Origin of the sequence: Lentilitoribacter sp. EG35 (assembly GCF_040784015.1) — a bacterium.
In the GTDB taxonomy this organism is placed as follows: Bacteria; Pseudomonadota; Alphaproteobacteria; order Rhizobiales; family Rhizobiaceae; genus Lentilitoribacter.
This window is the reverse complement of record NZ_JBFNGQ010000004.1, coordinates 110,549-124,911: the sequence shown is the minus strand read 5'-3', so window position 1 is coordinate 124,911 and position 14,363 is coordinate 110,549. Positions and strand designations below refer to the sequence as shown.

Sequence of the window (14,363 nt, the reverse complement as noted above, 5' to 3'; positions counted from 1 at the left end):
TCCCTAACCAATGCACTAAATGCTGCACCGCAATATAGATAGACAAAATATCGGCAATGCACAATAGGCTTGGCAATTCTAATATTTTTAGATTAGTGTAAATTTCAAAGTTAGTATAGCTTATTTCTGGAGGGTCACATGAGCAAAGACACGGACGCTATTGTCATCAAAAAGTATGCAAACCGACGTTTGTATAATACTGGCACAAGTGCGTATGTCACGCTTGAAGACTTGGCTGAGATGGTTCAAAAAGGTGAAGATTTTACCGTCAACGAAGCAAAAACTGGTGAAGATATAACACACTCCGTTCTCACCCAAATTATTTTTGAACAGGAAGCAAAAACAGGAAACACCCTTCTACCAACATCTTTTCTGCGCCAGCTCATTTCATTTTATGGTGATCAAATGCAGATGGTTGTGCCGAGCTATCTCGAACATTCTATGTCAGCGCTTACCGAGCAACAAGAAAAGTTCAAAGAACAAATGACCTCATCCATGGAAGCAAACCCAGTTATTGCGAATATGGCTGCGCCCATGCAGTTGATTGAAGAACAAGTCAAAAAAAATACAGAAATGTTTCAGCAAGCCATGTCGATGTTTTCTCCCTTCGCAATGTCACCTGAAGGTGAAGAAAAAAAAGACGAAGCTAAGAGCGAAATTGACGAGTTAAAAGAACAACTCAAAGGCATGCAAGATAAGATCAACAAGATTAGCTGAGAGATCATTCCCAGTTAATCATGACGATATAACTTGCTTGTCTTGCCGAGATAGTTTTCCCAGGCAAACCAGTAAGAAATACTACCGGAAATTCGTGTTAGTTTTTCGCCATTGGGTCCTGTAATCGCGTCTTCAGAAATTAGCCAGATACCAGCATCACTTTTCAAGCTCTCCAGCGTACCTCCGTGTTCGAATTCAACATCTCCACGTTCATAGGATCTAACTGTGCGAGTTGTTGCATCGCCAATTAGAACGATATTTTTTGAACCAATTCGGTCATTGATGACTGTTTTTTTCGTAAAAGCTGCAAGTGGCCATGCTTTAGCAGCACCATAATCACGAATACCGAAAACATAATCCTTACGTTTTACAATGCTCTCATCTTCAACAAGCGCTGGGAACATAAGTTCGGGGCTTGCAAAATATTCGTTATAGACAACGCCTGAATCATAATCACGAAAGTGTCCAGTGTCCAAAGATAGTACTTTCGTTTTGGGGTTTCGCTTCTGCCATTTCCCCCAAGTGGTAATCGTCACGGGGCGTGTTTTTAACTTAATACCTTTATCGACCAATTCACCAACTACGGGCATACCTGTAAATTGGTTCCAGAGGCTAGATGTCTGTCGATCAAACATAAGTTTATTTGAACGGTAAAGAAAGCCAGATGAACCAAACACCAAATGATCTTCTTGGCCAACAAGTTTCGTCTCGTACAGGATGCCAGATCCACATAACGTGCAATAGGCAAGCGCAACAGGCACGCCACCGATCACATCATTAAACATCTCATGCCACCCCATTATGCGAAGTGGATAGGCACGAACATCCCCATTAATTTCAACACCGAAAACCAAATCACTATCAAGCAAATAATCAGCCTTGGATGCATCGATCATTTTGGGGTTATCAAGTGAGGGAATACCATCTACTTTCACCCCGCCCCATGTAATCTCCTCAAAGCGGATTTTCATATTCTCCGGTTTCAAATATTTCGATGAGAAAAACTGCCCGAAATTACGGTCAATATTATAAAAATAGCGCAACTTAATATCGTAGTAGGATGGATGCGAAATAATCTCAGGATGCGCCTCCTGCCATAGCATGGCATCTCGCCAAGTCTTCATCTCCTGGCCAGTAAGCTTGAAAAGTGCATCTTGTACGTCAATATGTGCACCACCGATCCGCATCAGCAAGACAAGTAGAGGCACAATATCGCGATCACCCCGATCAACAAAGAAATCAATGGCGGCTCTTCGTTGGTCATCATCTCCAATAAGAGCTTGCATCGCAAGTTCAACAAAATCTGCACGTTCAGCTTCCTGAACGGCAATTTTACTGGATGGTGTCGCATTTTTCGAAACCGCAGATTGACCAGACATGAGAAAAGAACCGGCGAGAAAAGCGGATATTATTTTTTTACGTTTTGTCATCATGGATACAAATATCCATGATGTTCATTTCACTTGATAGTAAATTTAAATTTATCGCCACGTGAATGGCTAAGAATGTAGATCTAGTACCCGATCGCAAAACCGTCTTTTCGTGGATCAGAACCAGCACAGTAGAACCCTGAAGGATCAACCTTGATAATCTGCCCACCGCCAATTGGTGTCGCTGCTGATCGCAACTTATGCCCACGAGCTTCCAGCCCACCGAGCACAGATCGAGACAAACCACTTTCTGCTTCCAATACACCATCTTTGCCCCAAAACAATCGAGGATAATCAAGTGCTGTTTGTGGATCAAATCCATATTTTTCCAAATTGGCAAATACGTGCGACTGCCCCATCGGCTGGTAAGCACCACCCATGACACCAAATGAGTAACTCGGTTTCCCATCTTGCATCGCCATTGCAGGAATAATCGTATGCAGCGGGCGTTTAGATGGCCCAATTACATTCGGGTGTCCTGGAATCAAATTGAAACAAGCGCCACGACTTTGCAGAACAATACCGGAATTCGGTGTGACTATCTTGGAGCCGAAGTCTGTAAAGACAGAATAGATAAGTGAAACAATCTGGCCATCCTTGTCAGCAACTGTGAGATAAACCGTGTCAGAGGAGGGAATTTCAGGCAGAACGATTTTATCATTACGTCTCAACTTCGAAATCTGCCCTGCCAATTTCTGGGCGTATTCTTTAGATATCAACTCTTCAACGGGCACTTCCATGTGCTCCGGATCAGCCAACATCGCATCACGGACAGAATAAGCAACACGGCCAATTTCAATCTCAAGATGATAGCGTTCCGCGCTATCTGGTGCATATGAATGAACATCAAGAATTTCCATCAAGTTCATCATAATCAGCGTCACCATGCCAGACCCATTTGGTGGAATTTCCAACACCTCATGACCAGCAAACTCAGTCGATATAGGTTCAACCCAATCACAGGTTACATTGGCTAAATCTTCTTCATCCAAAAGACCGCCTTTGGCAGCAATCACGGATGCAATTTCAGCGGCAAACTCACCCTCATAGAACGGTGCAATTCCATATTCTGAAATCTTTTCCAGCGTATTCGCAAGGGCCTCGAACTTCATGCGCTCCCCAAGTTCCGGAACACGGCCACTAAGCAACAAATGCTGCGCGCTTCCTTCGTCACGCAAAAGAGCATCATCATTGCGAGCCCAATCAAATGCTACACGGGGGGAAACAGCAAACCCATTTCGGGCTGTGCTGATCGCATCACCAAAAAGCTGTGTCCACTCAAGTTTACCGAACTTTTGATGCATTTCATCAAAGGCTTTAAGAGCACCGGGTACCGTAATCGAATGCACGCCGCTATCAACTATTTCAATAATATCATTCTCAAAAAACCAATTAATTTCAGCTTTCGCTGAAGATCTACCAGAGCCATTAACTGCGTGGATGCCGCCTTGCTTTGGATCATGGATAATAGCAAAGCAATCACCGCCGATACCTGTCATCTGCGGCTCAACGACACTCAGAACCATAGAGGCTGCAATCGCAGCATCAACAGCTGATCCTCCATCACGCAAGATAGAAAGCGCTGTTGAAGACGCCAACGGATGGGACGTAGCAACAATCCCGTTCTCGGCAAAAACCTGAGAACGCCCTGGAGTATCTAATCGCCGCATATTATTTCCTTTTCAGAAACAATGTAAGTTAAATATGGTCCGATGACTTTCATTTTCTTCTATATTATCAAGTCAACACTTCTGGCGCATAATAATGATAAATATTGATCATTCAAACTCTTAATGAGGACTTCCATGCAAATTACCCTTTCAGACGCAAATAAAATGATCGAAGCAGCATATCTTGAGAGTGCTAGGCTTGGCTTAAAACCTCTGGCTGTGGTGGTCCTAGATACTGGTGGACACGTTAAGGCGTTTCAAAGACAAGATGGTGCATCCATGATGCGTTTTGAAATTGCATGCGGCAAAGCCTATGGAGCAGTTGCCTGTGGTGTCGGTTCACGCTGGCTTGATGCGCAAGCAGAAGGACGCCCGCACTTCCTGGAAGGACTTTCAAACGTATCCGGCGGTAAAATTGTACCGGTACCAGGGGGTGTGTTGGTTAAAACATCTAAAGGTGATGTCATTGGCGCAGTTGGCATCACTGGCGACGTATCAGACAATGATGAAGCCGCTGCAATTGCAGGCATTGAGGCTGCAGGATTTATAGCTGATGCAGGTTAATTTCTATCAGATCTAAACTCGATATTTAAAGACCAATTGAGACATCGCGCCCGGCAGACTTGATAGACACGGAAAATCCCGCGATCACATCAATGAATGAGATTGCCATCAGCACAAAGAATATTTGAGTAGCAGCGCCCTTAACCAGCAAAAACTCTACCAAAAATGCAATGAAAACAAACATCGACAACATATGATCAAGAACTGAAAATGGTCCAGTTCGCGTCGATTTTAAAATTTCGATAAATAACAAAACGAGTGCGATCAGAATAAATAGGTCCCCTACATTGACGATCCAGTTAGCGCCAGAGAGCATGGACAATTCCATAACTTGGTTTTCAAGGCCACCAATGCCGGCCCCAGGTCCAAGCATAACAACATTATACAGAATAAATGGAATTAGCATTAGCGGGATTGCAAGTAACATTGTGATGATCTTTCTTATCTCGCCTGCAAATTACTAGACGCTATAGACTAGAGAATATAGAAAAAGGCCAGCTCGACATAAAATCGGGCCAGCCTAATCAGCAAATTACATAAAACGAGTTATCGTTAAATTATGCGTCTTCTTTAGGTGTCAAAACCTGACGGCCACGATACATACCGGTTTTAAGATCGATATGGTGTGAACGACGAAGTTCGCCTGAATCTTTATCTTCAACATATTGCGGTGCTTTCAGCGCATCTGTTGACCGACGATGACCGCGTCTAGAACGCGTGATCTTACTCTTTGGTACAGCCATTTTCTACTCCATTAGTGCGGGCATTACGTTATCGACGGTGTATTTAACCGCCCTATTGGTCGCAACGCCAAAATTGGGATTTGGCGGGCTTATACAATGAGTTTCACCTTTTGACCAGTGAAATTATCAGATTTTTTACATCAACCATAATTGACACCAAGAAAACCTGTATTATTTGTGAAAAAGGCTGCTAGGCCTCGTCTTCCTCTACGATCCATGGCTCTTTTATACCAGCAGCCTCCCATTCTTGCCAAGCGGCAAGCGATTTCACCCGCTCCATATATGCACGAATCTGAACATTACTCGTAAGAGCATAGACTTCTAATCGATTGACAACAGGCGCAAACATTGCATCCGCGATGGAAAATTTGCCAAACAGAAAATCACCGCCAAACTTGTTTAAGTTCTCAATCCATAACGTTTCAATGCGAGCAACATCTTTTGCAAGTGCCGCATCTTGCTCAAGCCTCTTGATTGGGCGACGCAAATTCATAGGACACTGATTTCGTATGGCTGAAAATCCGCCAACCATTTCGCATGAAGCTGCCATAGCCAGCGTACGAACACGCTCATCACTTGGCCATAGATTCTTTTCAGGGAATTTTCTCGCAACATGATCAAGAATGGCAAGTGATTCTGCTACTACCAAATCACCATCAACAAGAACGGGAACCTTCCCCGTTGGTGAGAATTCTTTAAACTTGGGGTTTCCCGCTGCCATTTCAAACGGAACAAGTTTTTCTTCAAATTCAATACCAGCAACTTTAAGGCCGATCCACGGTCTAAAAGACCATGATGAATAGTTTTTGTTACCTATATAAAGTGTAAAATCAGACATGCGATTATCTCCTTGTCACAGCTGGAGTCGCAAATCTAACACCCTATGTCCAACAATAGTTGCTAATCTATGGATAAATACATTTGATATATGCACCAGATTGTTTTGAGCGCGTTTCGATCCTGCTAGCTAAACGTCGCAATCCTTTCGAAGGATTAGCAGGGTTTCGCAAGATTGGATTGGGGAGCGCTACTGTGAGAAGCGCAGCTTGTTTACGCGTGAGCTTTTCCGCAGACCGCCCAAAATAACTTTGCGCAGCCGCCTCAACTCCGTAAATACCATGTCCCCATTCAGCAGAATTGAGATAGAGTTCGATCATACGTGGCTTCCCCCAGAACATATCTGAGAAAAGTGCCAGCGGTATCTCCAACATCTTACGAATGGGAGATCGCCAAGAGGTGAGAAACAGATTCTTCGAAACTTGCATGGAAATTGTGCTGGCACCGCGGGACGGAGAGCCATTTTCCAATGTTTCTTCAACGATAATACTGAGCGCATCCCAATCTACACCTGAATGGGCGCAATATTGGCCATCTTCGCTCATAATGACAGACTGAACCATGACCGGGGCTACATCTTCTAGTTCAACCCATTGTCGTTCATAGCTGCGGCCAGACATCAGTTCACCTAGCATTAAAGTGGAAACAGGATGGATAAATTCAAACCGATAAAGCAATACAAGAAGATACGGCAACAGCAATATAATTAATATCACGAACAACAACCGCCAAAGCCATCGCTTTAAGCGTTGACGCCAAGAGACTTGAGCTGGCTTCCCAGCCTTAGCTTTGATCTTCTTCTTTGTTACTTTCTTTGCTTTTGCCAACTGCACCACCCCAAAACAATCCTTCGCTCTGGATAAAAGGTCACATAACAAACATCAAGAAAAGATTGCGATCACTCATAAGTCATGGCAATAGAAAATCATGATAGATCAAGCAAAACAAAATTTTACAATGAAACTACAAAACACTGCCAAGCTTATTGAGCAGGAGTTGAAAACTGTTTTATCGGAAGATATTTTACAAGGCGAAATCGTGCGACCTGATCATCTCATGCAAGCTATGCGTCATGGCTCACTAAATGGTGGCAAGCGTTTACGTCCATTCTTAGTGCTTGAAACAGCAAAAAGCTTTAACGGCAGCTCCGTTGCCGCTTTAAAGGTAGCAACGGCGCTTGAATGTATTCATTGTTATTCACTTGTCCATGATGATCTCCCGGCAATGGATGATGATGCGTTACGCCGAGGACAGCCCACCGTTCACATAGCTTTCGATGAAGCAACTGCAATTCTGGCAGGTGATGGCTTACTCACTTATGCCTTTGATATATTATCAGCAGATACAACCCCTCTTTCGGCAGAAAAGAAAATCAAATTGATCTCCAGCCTTACCCGCGCGTCAGGTCTTGGCGGCATGGTGGGCGGCCAAGCGCTTGATCTTGCCGCGGAGAAAACCACGCCCGATGAAGCCGGCATCTTAACACTTCAACAGATGAAAACCGGAGCGCTTATCCGTTATGCCTGCGAGGCAGGAGCAAAAATTGGCGATGCTGACAATTTTGAACATAAAACCATGAGCAACTTTGGCCGCATCATCGGACAGGCTTTCCAGCTTGCCGATGACCTCCTAGATGTAACATCTGATGCTAAAACTATGGGCAAAAATACTGGCAAAGATGCCGATCGTGGCAAAGGCACGTTGGTCGCGTTACATGGCGCTGATTGGGCAAGGGCAAAACTTGTTGAACTCGCCGAAGAAGCTAAAACTTTGCTACATGGAATGAACCGCGACACCAAAATACTTGAAGAAACAGCCAATTTTGTAATCTTCCGAGATCGATAGAAAAAACCTATCGTTACATTTGCACAGAGCCGTAGAAATCAGAGACAACGTCCTAAATCTACCCAAAATAACGTAACGTTTGTTGCCACCGTATGAATTGGTTTGACATTGCAAAACATTTGCGACAATTGATCGATATAGACAGGCTCTATAGGTAAGTTTTATTGAGAGAAGGATTTGAGATGAAGGTTCTCGTACCCGTTAAACGCGTTGTCGATTACAACGTGAAAGTTCGAGTAAAACCAGATGGATCGGGCGTTGAATTGGCAAATGTCAAAATGTCGATGAACCCATTTGATGAAATTGCAGTGGAAGAAGCTTTACGCATGCGTGAAGCAGGAACAGCAGATGAAGTGATTGCTGTTTCAATTGGCCCGGCAAAATCTGAAGACACAATTCGCACAGCTCTCGCAATGGGCGCTGATCGCGGTGTGTTGGTTGAAACTGATGAACTCACGGAACCTTTGACGGTCGCAAAAATCCTAAAATCTGTTGTCGAAACAGAAGGTGCAGATCTCGTTATTGCCGGCAAGCAGGCAATTGATGATGATGCAGGCCAAACCGGTCAAATGTTGGCCGCTCTTCTTGGCTGGCCTCAGGCAACATATGCCTCTGAGATCAAAGTGAACGGCGATAGCGCGGAAGTAACACGTGAAGTTGATGGCGGTATGCAAACAATCAATGTCAAAATGCCAATGGTTGCAACAACAGACCTTCGTTTAAACGAACCACGTTTTGCCTCGCTACCTAATATCATGAAAGCCAAGAAAAAGCCGATTGATAAAAAGACTGTCGCAGATCTTGGTATTGATATTACACCTCGCCTGGAAATCATCACAACTGAAGAGCCAGAAACACGCCAAGCAGGTGTGATCGTTGGTTCAGTTGATGAACTTGTTGATAAATTGAAAAACGAAGCTGGCGTATTATAGGAGCGACAAAAATGGCTATTCTACTTGTTGCTGAACATGATAATTCAGCACTTTCAGATCAAACAAACAAAGCATTGACTGCAGCCTTGGAAATAGGTTCCGATGTTGATGTGCTTGTTGCAGGCAAAGGCGCGTCAGGCGTTGCGGATGCTGCGGCTAAACTATCAGGTGTTCGCAAAGTTCTTCACAGCGACGCTGACGAATACGAAAACTTCCTTGCGGAGCCAATGGCAGACTTGATTGTTTCTGCCGCTGATAACTACAATACAATTGTAGCGCCAGCCTCTGTCGCTTGTAAAAATTACATGCCACGTGTTGCAGCTCTGCTGGATGTTATGCAGATTTCTGAAATCACGGATGTTGTATCATCTGATACATTCAAGCGTCCGATCTATGCGGGCAATGCAGTCCAAACAGTAAAATCAAGCGAAGCAAAAAAAGTCATCACCATTCGTACGGCATCTTTCTCAGATGCAGCTGAAGGTGGCTCTGCGAGCGTAGAAGCACTGGCTTCTACTGGTGATCAAGGTCTTTCAAGTTTCATTGGTGACAAGATCGTAGAAAATGATCGTCCAGAACTTACATCTGCAAAAATCATCATCTCTGGTGGTCGCGCACTTGGTTCCGCGGAGAAGTTCGACGAAGTTATCCTTCCTGTTGCCGATAAGCTTGGCGCTGCCGTTGGCGCATCTCGCGCAGCTGTTGATAGTGGTTATGCGCCAAACGATTGGCAAGTTGGCCAAACAGGTAAGGTGGTAGCACCAGATCTTTATATCGCAGCAGGCATCTCCGGTGCCATTCAACATTTGGCTGGGATGAAAGATTCTAAAATCATTGTTGCGATCAACAAAGATGAAGAAGCGCCAATCTTCCAGGTTGCAGATTACGGCATCGTTGCGGATCTGTTTGATATCCTGCCAGAGCTTGAAAAAGCTTTGTAAGCTTTGAACAAACTTAATAAAATAGCCGGAAGATTAATTATCTTACGGCTATTTTTTTGTTCCATTGATTTATCTTGCAGCGCAGCATAAATATATATCCAGCAATTCACAGGATGGGAAAACTATGACAATCGAGATCAAAACAGTTGGCATTGTTGGTGCAGGGCAAATGGGCGGAGGCATAGCACATGTCTGCGCTACGTCAGGTTATGATGTACTAATTCATGATGTGGCAGCCGATCAGATTGATAAAGCACTCTCTAAAATCGCAAAAAATATGGATCGCCAAGTCTCATCCGGGAAATTAAGCGAAGCCGATAAAGCCAGTGCACTTGCACGTATCGGCCCTGCACCCATTGTCGAGAACTTAAAAGATTGCGACATGGTGATCGAGGCTGCCACTGAAAATGAGGATGTCAAACGTAAGATTTTTGAAGGGCTCTGTGCTATTTTAAAACCAGAGGCTATTCTGGCAAGCAACACATCCTCGCTACCCATCACACGTCTCGCTGCAACGACCGATCGCCCGGGACAATTTGTTGGTATTCATTTCATGAATCCTGTTCCGGTTATGGAACTTGTTGAGCTTATCCGTGGGATTGCAACTGAAGAAGACATATTCGAAACAGCAAAAGAATTTGCTATTTCACTCGGCAAAACCGTGACTCTATCGGAAGATTTTCCCGGCTTCATAGTCAATCGCATCCTACTTCCGATGATCAACGAAGCAATCTACACACTTTATGAAGGTGTAGGCTCTGTTGAGGCTATCGACACTGGCATGAAACTTGGTACACGCCACCCTATGGGACCACTCGAGCTAGCTGACTTTATTGGCCTTGATACTTGCCTGTATATCATGCAAGTTCTTTATCATGGTTTGTCAGATTCCAAATATCGCCCCTGCCCACTACTCGTCAAATATGTTGAAGCTGGATGGCTAGGCCGAAAAACAGGTCGTGGCTTTTATGATTATTCCGGAGAAACACCTGTCCCTACACGTTAAGACAACAGGCTATCACGGATCTTTTGAAGCAATAGCCGCATCAATATAATTCAGCGCATCATCGCCAGACCAATGCGCTGGACCATTCATAGAAGCGAGTATAAATCCATCTTCATCAAGAAGCATTGTGACGGGAAGTCCAAATGCAATTCCTTCTTTTTTTAGATTATTGAAAATACCCATGCTAGCATCTTGGTAGAGTGGCAAATTATCAACGCCAATTTCGTTCAAGAAACCTTCGGGTTTTTCACGTCCACCGCGATCAATATTGATTGTTAAAACGTCAAAATCTTCGCCTGATTTTTGTGCCTGCAAATCGGATATAGCTGGCATTTCTTCCCGGCACGGCGCACACCACGTAGCCCAAAGATTAACCAGCAGCACCTTTCCCTTAAAGTCCCCAATTGTCTTTATAGACCCGTCCGGCGCGATAAATTGATGGTCTGGAACCTGGCGGGGTTCGTCAACTGCAAGCATTGCAGCAACATCACCTTGTGCAGATGCCTCGATGATAATTGCCCGCTTTTTGGTAGTTTCTGAGGCAACAGGCCGATTAGTTTCAATTGTTTGATTGCCATACACCCCATTCATCACGTATATCCCTGCCGCGACGACACAAATTCCAAGCCCGATAAAAATTCGCGTAATTGGTTTCGTTCTTGTCGTCGAATTATTTTGCTCTGTCATCTTTTACTCCGGGGTCTTCTGATATGTCCGAAAATGAAAATAACAAATCTTCGAACAAAATGTGGGGTGGCCGTTTTGGCTCCGGTCCTGACGCTATCATGGAAGAAATTAATGCATCTATTGATTTCGACAAAAAACTTTATGCGCAAGACATTGAAGGCTCAATGGCTCACGCACAAATGCTTGCCGATAATGGCATAATTTCGGCAGAAGATCGCGAAAAAATTGCTCACGGTCTGAACACAATATTGTCAGAAATTGAAGATGACACTTTTCAATATTCCCGCGCTTTGGAAGATATCCACATGAATGTGGAAGCTCGATTGCGTGATCTTATTGGTCCTGCAGCTGGCAGATTACACACGGCTCGTTCGCGCAATGACCAAGTTGCGCTTGATTTTCGCATGTGGGTTCGTGCCGAGCTTACCAAAAACGTCACCCATCTGGAGAAGTTAATTTCTGCATTTGTCGGGCTCGCGGAAGAACATGTCGATACGGTTATGCCAGGTTTCACGCACTTACAGACCGCACAACCAGTCACATTTGGTCATCACTGTATGGCATATGTAGAAATGTTTGCACGTGACCGAACACGCATGCTCGATTGTATTGACCGACTTAATGAATGCCCGCTTGGTGCGGCGGCTCTTGCAGGCACAGGATTTGACACAAACCGCCATCAAGTTGCGGAAACGCTAGGTTTTAGAGAGCCAACACGCAATTCGTTAGATAGTGTATCAGATCGAGATTTCGCATTGGAATTTTTGTCGAACGCTTCGATCTGCGCCACACACATGTCGCGGTTTGCCGAGGAATTGGTTATCTGGTCAACACCACAATTTAACTTTGTTCGCATGTCTGACAGCTTCTCAACCGGTTCATCCATCATGCCGCAAAAGAAAAACCCGGATGCGGCAGAACTTGTTCGTGCAAAAACAGGTCGCATTAATGGTGCTAATATTTCGTTGCTGACGGTTATGAAAGGGCTACCCCTTGCCTACTCCAAAGATATGCAAGAAGATAAAGAACCCGTCTTTGATGCAGCTGAAAGTTTAGAACTCGCGATTTTAGCTTTAACAGGCATGGTATCCGATATGCATATAAATAAAGATGCTATGCGTGCCGCCGCGGGTTCTGGTTTTTCGACAGCTACCGATCTTGCCGATTGGCTTGTACGTGAGGCAGGCCTTCCCTTCCGCGACGCACACCATGTCACAGGCGCAGCCGTTGCAATGGCTGAAGAGCGAAATATCGAGCTTCATGAATTGTCTCTTGAAGACTTGCAGGGCCTGAATGCCTCTATCACCAAAGAAATATTCTCGGTACTCACTGTCGATGCTTCCGTAAACTCACGCAAAAGCTATGGCGGCACAGCACCAGAGCAAGTTCGTAAACAGATTGCTCACTGGCAAAAACATAATTGGGTTTAAATTAATTTTCATAAACAGGGTGCACGGACAGAACTTTTTTCGCTAGAAGAGATGTTCATACATCGTTTAAAGGAACTGACGCATGTCGCGTATAACTTTATTTGTCATTGCATTGACTTCTCTCATGGCTCTTTCTGCATGCGGACAAAAAAGCCCTTTGGTTGCACCAGGTGATCTGGATGCGAAAAAGACCACGCCAGTTCCTGTAGAGACAAAAACCAAAAGTTCCGGTTTTTTACTTGATTAATAACCGCTACACCAACGACTGAGTGAATGCATAAATGAACCATTTTGATTATAAAGATGGCATCTTGCATGCCGAAAATGTTGCTATTCCTGAAATCGCAGCAAAAGTTGGCACGCCATTTTACTGCTATTCAACAGCAACATTTGAACGCCATTACAAAATCTACGCTGAAGCTTTTTCCGACCTAGATTCTCTCGTTTGCTACGCCATGAAAGCGAACTCAAATCAGGCTGTTCTCGCGACACTGGCAAAACTTGGCTCTGGCGTTGACATTGTATCAGGTGGAGAGTTAGCACGCGCGCTAGCAGCAGGTATCGATGCTCAAAAAATAGTTTTCTCAGGCGTTGGTAAAACAGCGCATGAAATGGACGCAGCATTAGAAGCAGGTATTTTGTGTTTCAATGTAGAATCCGAGCCAGAACTTGAACTGCTAAACAACCGTGCGCTTAAAATGGGTAAAAAAGCGCCTGTCTCTTTTCGTATAAATCCGGATGTTGATGCAAAAACACACGCAAAAATCTCGACTGGTAAGGCTGAAAACAAATTCGGCATTTCTTATAAAAGAGCCAAAGAAGTCTATGCACGCGCCTGTGACTTAGAAGGTATCAATGCGCATGGCATTGACATGCATATTGGCAGCCAGATCACAGATCTTCAACCATTCGATGACGCCTTTGCGTTGCTTGTAGAACTTGTCGAGGAATTACGCAGTGAAGGTCATACCGTTAGCCATGTCGACATTGGCGGGGGCCTTGGCATTCCCTATAAAAACGACAATTCTCCTCCGCCGGACCCGAGTGCCTATGCCCGAGTTGCAGAAGATCGCTTAAAAGGATTGGATTGTAAAGTTTTGATGGAACCGGGCCGTTTGATTGCAGGAAATGCTGGCATTCTTGTCACAGAAGTAATCTATGTAAAAGATGGCGGCGAGAAAAATTTCGTAATCGTTGATGGCGCGATGAACGATCTTATCCGACCCACGCTTTATGATGCTTGGCATGAAATTATGCCTGTTGAAATATCTGCAGCAAATGCCCCTGCAATCACCGCCGACATTGTTGGTCCGGTTTGTGAAACGGGTGATTACTTGGCGCAAGATCGCCAGATGTCAGAACCTGAACCTGGCGATCTATTGGCCGTCTCAAGTGCAGGCGCTTATGGCGCTGTCCAGTCAGGGACATATAATTCGCGACCTTTAATCCCAGAAGTTCTAGTAAATGACGATAAGTTTCATGTCGTCCGCGAACGCATTGGTATTGACCAACTCATAGAGATGGACTCCCTCCCAGACTGGTTAAAATAGTCGGACACCAA

16 protein-coding genes are annotated in these 14,363 nt (G+C 44.5%); 9 read left to right on the top strand and 7 right to left on the bottom strand.

Going from position 1 to position 14,363, the window contains the following annotated elements; all coding sequences use genetic code 11:
- Positions 1–138: 138 nt before the first annotated feature.
- Positions 139–717 carry a polyhydroxyalkanoate synthesis repressor PhaR gene (gene phaR, locus AB2J24_RS09200; RefSeq protein WP_162653161.1) on the top strand — a complete coding sequence of 193 codons (579 nt, stop codon included), beginning with the start codon at positions 139–141 and terminating at the stop codon, positions 715–717.
- A 14-nt stretch (positions 718–731) separates the two neighbouring features.
- On the opposite strand, the gene AB2J24_RS09195 is transcribed toward phaR, so the two are convergent.
- Positions 732–2,150: a DUF3179 domain-containing protein gene (locus AB2J24_RS09195; protein ID WP_367385261.1), complete on the bottom strand. Its 1,419-nt coding sequence runs from the start codon at positions 2,148–2,150 to the stop codon at positions 732–734.
- A gap of 80 nt (positions 2,151–2,230) precedes the next feature.
- Positions 2,231–3,817, bottom strand: coding sequence for a gamma-glutamyltransferase (gene ggt / locus AB2J24_RS09190; protein ID WP_367385260.1), 1,587 nt, complete (start codon positions 3,815–3,817; stop codon positions 2,231–2,233).
- Positions 3,818–3,952: 135 nt separating this feature from the next.
- Here ggt and AB2J24_RS09185 point away from each other — a divergent pair, with 135 nt between their 5' ends.
- The gene (locus AB2J24_RS09185) at positions 3,953–4,381 is read left to right on the top strand and encodes a GlcG/HbpS family heme-binding protein (RefSeq protein ID WP_367385259.1); all 429 of its coding nucleotides are present in this window, start codon (positions 3,953–3,955) and stop codon (positions 4,379–4,381) included.
- Between the two features lie 25 nt (positions 4,382–4,406).
- Here the strand turns inward: AB2J24_RS09185 and AB2J24_RS09180 are convergent, their stop codons facing one another.
- The 4 genes from AB2J24_RS09180 to mtgA all read right to left on the bottom strand — a co-directional run bounded on the left by AB2J24_RS09180 (position 4,407) and on the right by mtgA (position 6,788).
- Positions 4,407–4,808, bottom strand: a complete 402-nt coding sequence (locus tag AB2J24_RS09180; RefSeq protein WP_367385258.1) for a hypothetical protein — start codon at positions 4,806–4,808, stop codon at positions 4,407–4,409.
- A gap of 130 nt (positions 4,809–4,938) precedes the next feature.
- On the bottom strand, positions 4,939–5,124 hold the full coding sequence (gene rpmF, locus AB2J24_RS09175; RefSeq protein ID WP_162653166.1) for a 50S ribosomal protein L32: 186 nt from the start codon (positions 5,122–5,124) through the stop codon (positions 4,939–4,941).
- Between the two features lie 190 nt (positions 5,125–5,314).
- The gene (locus tag AB2J24_RS09170) at positions 5,315–5,962 is read right to left on the bottom strand and encodes a glutathione S-transferase family protein (RefSeq protein WP_367385257.1); all 648 of its coding nucleotides are present in this window, start codon (positions 5,960–5,962) and stop codon (positions 5,315–5,317) included.
- A 67-nt stretch (positions 5,963–6,029) separates the two neighbouring features.
- Positions 6,030–6,788, bottom strand: a complete 759-nt coding sequence (gene mtgA / locus AB2J24_RS09165; protein WP_367385256.1) for a monofunctional biosynthetic peptidoglycan transglycosylase — start codon at positions 6,786–6,788, stop codon at positions 6,030–6,032.
- Positions 6,789–6,891: 103 nt separating this feature from the next.
- On the opposite strand from mtgA, the gene AB2J24_RS09160 reads away from it, so the two are divergent.
- From AB2J24_RS09160 to AB2J24_RS09145, 4 genes are all read left to right on the top strand, one after another.
- Positions 6,892–7,806 carry a polyprenyl synthetase family protein gene (locus AB2J24_RS09160; RefSeq protein WP_420883640.1) on the top strand — a complete coding sequence of 305 codons (915 nt, stop codon included), beginning with the start codon at positions 6,892–6,894 and terminating at the stop codon, positions 7,804–7,806.
- 182 nt (positions 7,807–7,988) lie between these two features.
- On the top strand, positions 7,989–8,738 hold the full coding sequence (locus AB2J24_RS09155; RefSeq protein ID WP_367385379.1) for an electron transfer flavoprotein subunit beta/FixA family protein: 750 nt from the start codon (positions 7,989–7,991) through the stop codon (positions 8,736–8,738).
- Positions 8,739–8,749: 11 nt separating this feature from the next.
- On the top strand, positions 8,750–9,679 hold the full coding sequence (locus AB2J24_RS09150; RefSeq protein ID WP_367385255.1) for an electron transfer flavoprotein subunit alpha/FixB family protein: 930 nt from the start codon (positions 8,750–8,752) through the stop codon (positions 9,677–9,679).
- Positions 9,680–9,809: 130 nt separating this feature from the next.
- Positions 9,810–10,685, top strand: coding sequence for a 3-hydroxybutyryl-CoA dehydrogenase (locus tag AB2J24_RS09145; RefSeq protein ID WP_367385378.1), 876 nt, complete (start codon positions 9,810–9,812; stop codon positions 10,683–10,685).
- A gap of 12 nt (positions 10,686–10,697) precedes the next feature.
- On the opposite strand, the gene tlpA is transcribed toward AB2J24_RS09145, so the two are convergent.
- Complete coding sequence (gene tlpA / locus AB2J24_RS09140; RefSeq protein ID WP_367385254.1) at positions 10,698–11,372, bottom strand: thiol:disulfide interchange protein TlpA; 675 nt, start codon at positions 11,370–11,372, stop codon at positions 10,698–10,700.
- 23 nt (positions 11,373–11,395) lie between these two features.
- Here tlpA and argH point away from each other — a divergent pair, with 23 nt between their 5' ends.
- The 3 genes from argH (at position 11,396) to lysA (ending at position 14,352) form a co-directional block, all read left to right on the top strand.
- Positions 11,396–12,802: an argininosuccinate lyase gene (argH, locus tag AB2J24_RS09135; RefSeq protein ID WP_367385253.1), complete on the top strand. Its 1,407-nt coding sequence runs from the start codon at positions 11,396–11,398 to the stop codon at positions 12,800–12,802.
- Between the two features lie 82 nt (positions 12,803–12,884).
- Positions 12,885–13,049 carry an LPS translocon maturation chaperone LptM gene (gene lptM / locus AB2J24_RS09130; RefSeq protein WP_367385252.1) on the top strand — a complete coding sequence of 55 codons (165 nt, stop codon included), beginning with the start codon at positions 12,885–12,887 and terminating at the stop codon, positions 13,047–13,049.
- Positions 13,050–13,083: 34 nt separating this feature from the next.
- Positions 13,084–14,352: a diaminopimelate decarboxylase gene (gene lysA, locus AB2J24_RS09125; protein WP_367385251.1), complete on the top strand. Its 1,269-nt coding sequence runs from the start codon at positions 13,084–13,086 to the stop codon at positions 14,350–14,352.
- The last annotated feature ends 11 nt before the right edge of the window (positions 14,353–14,363 follow it).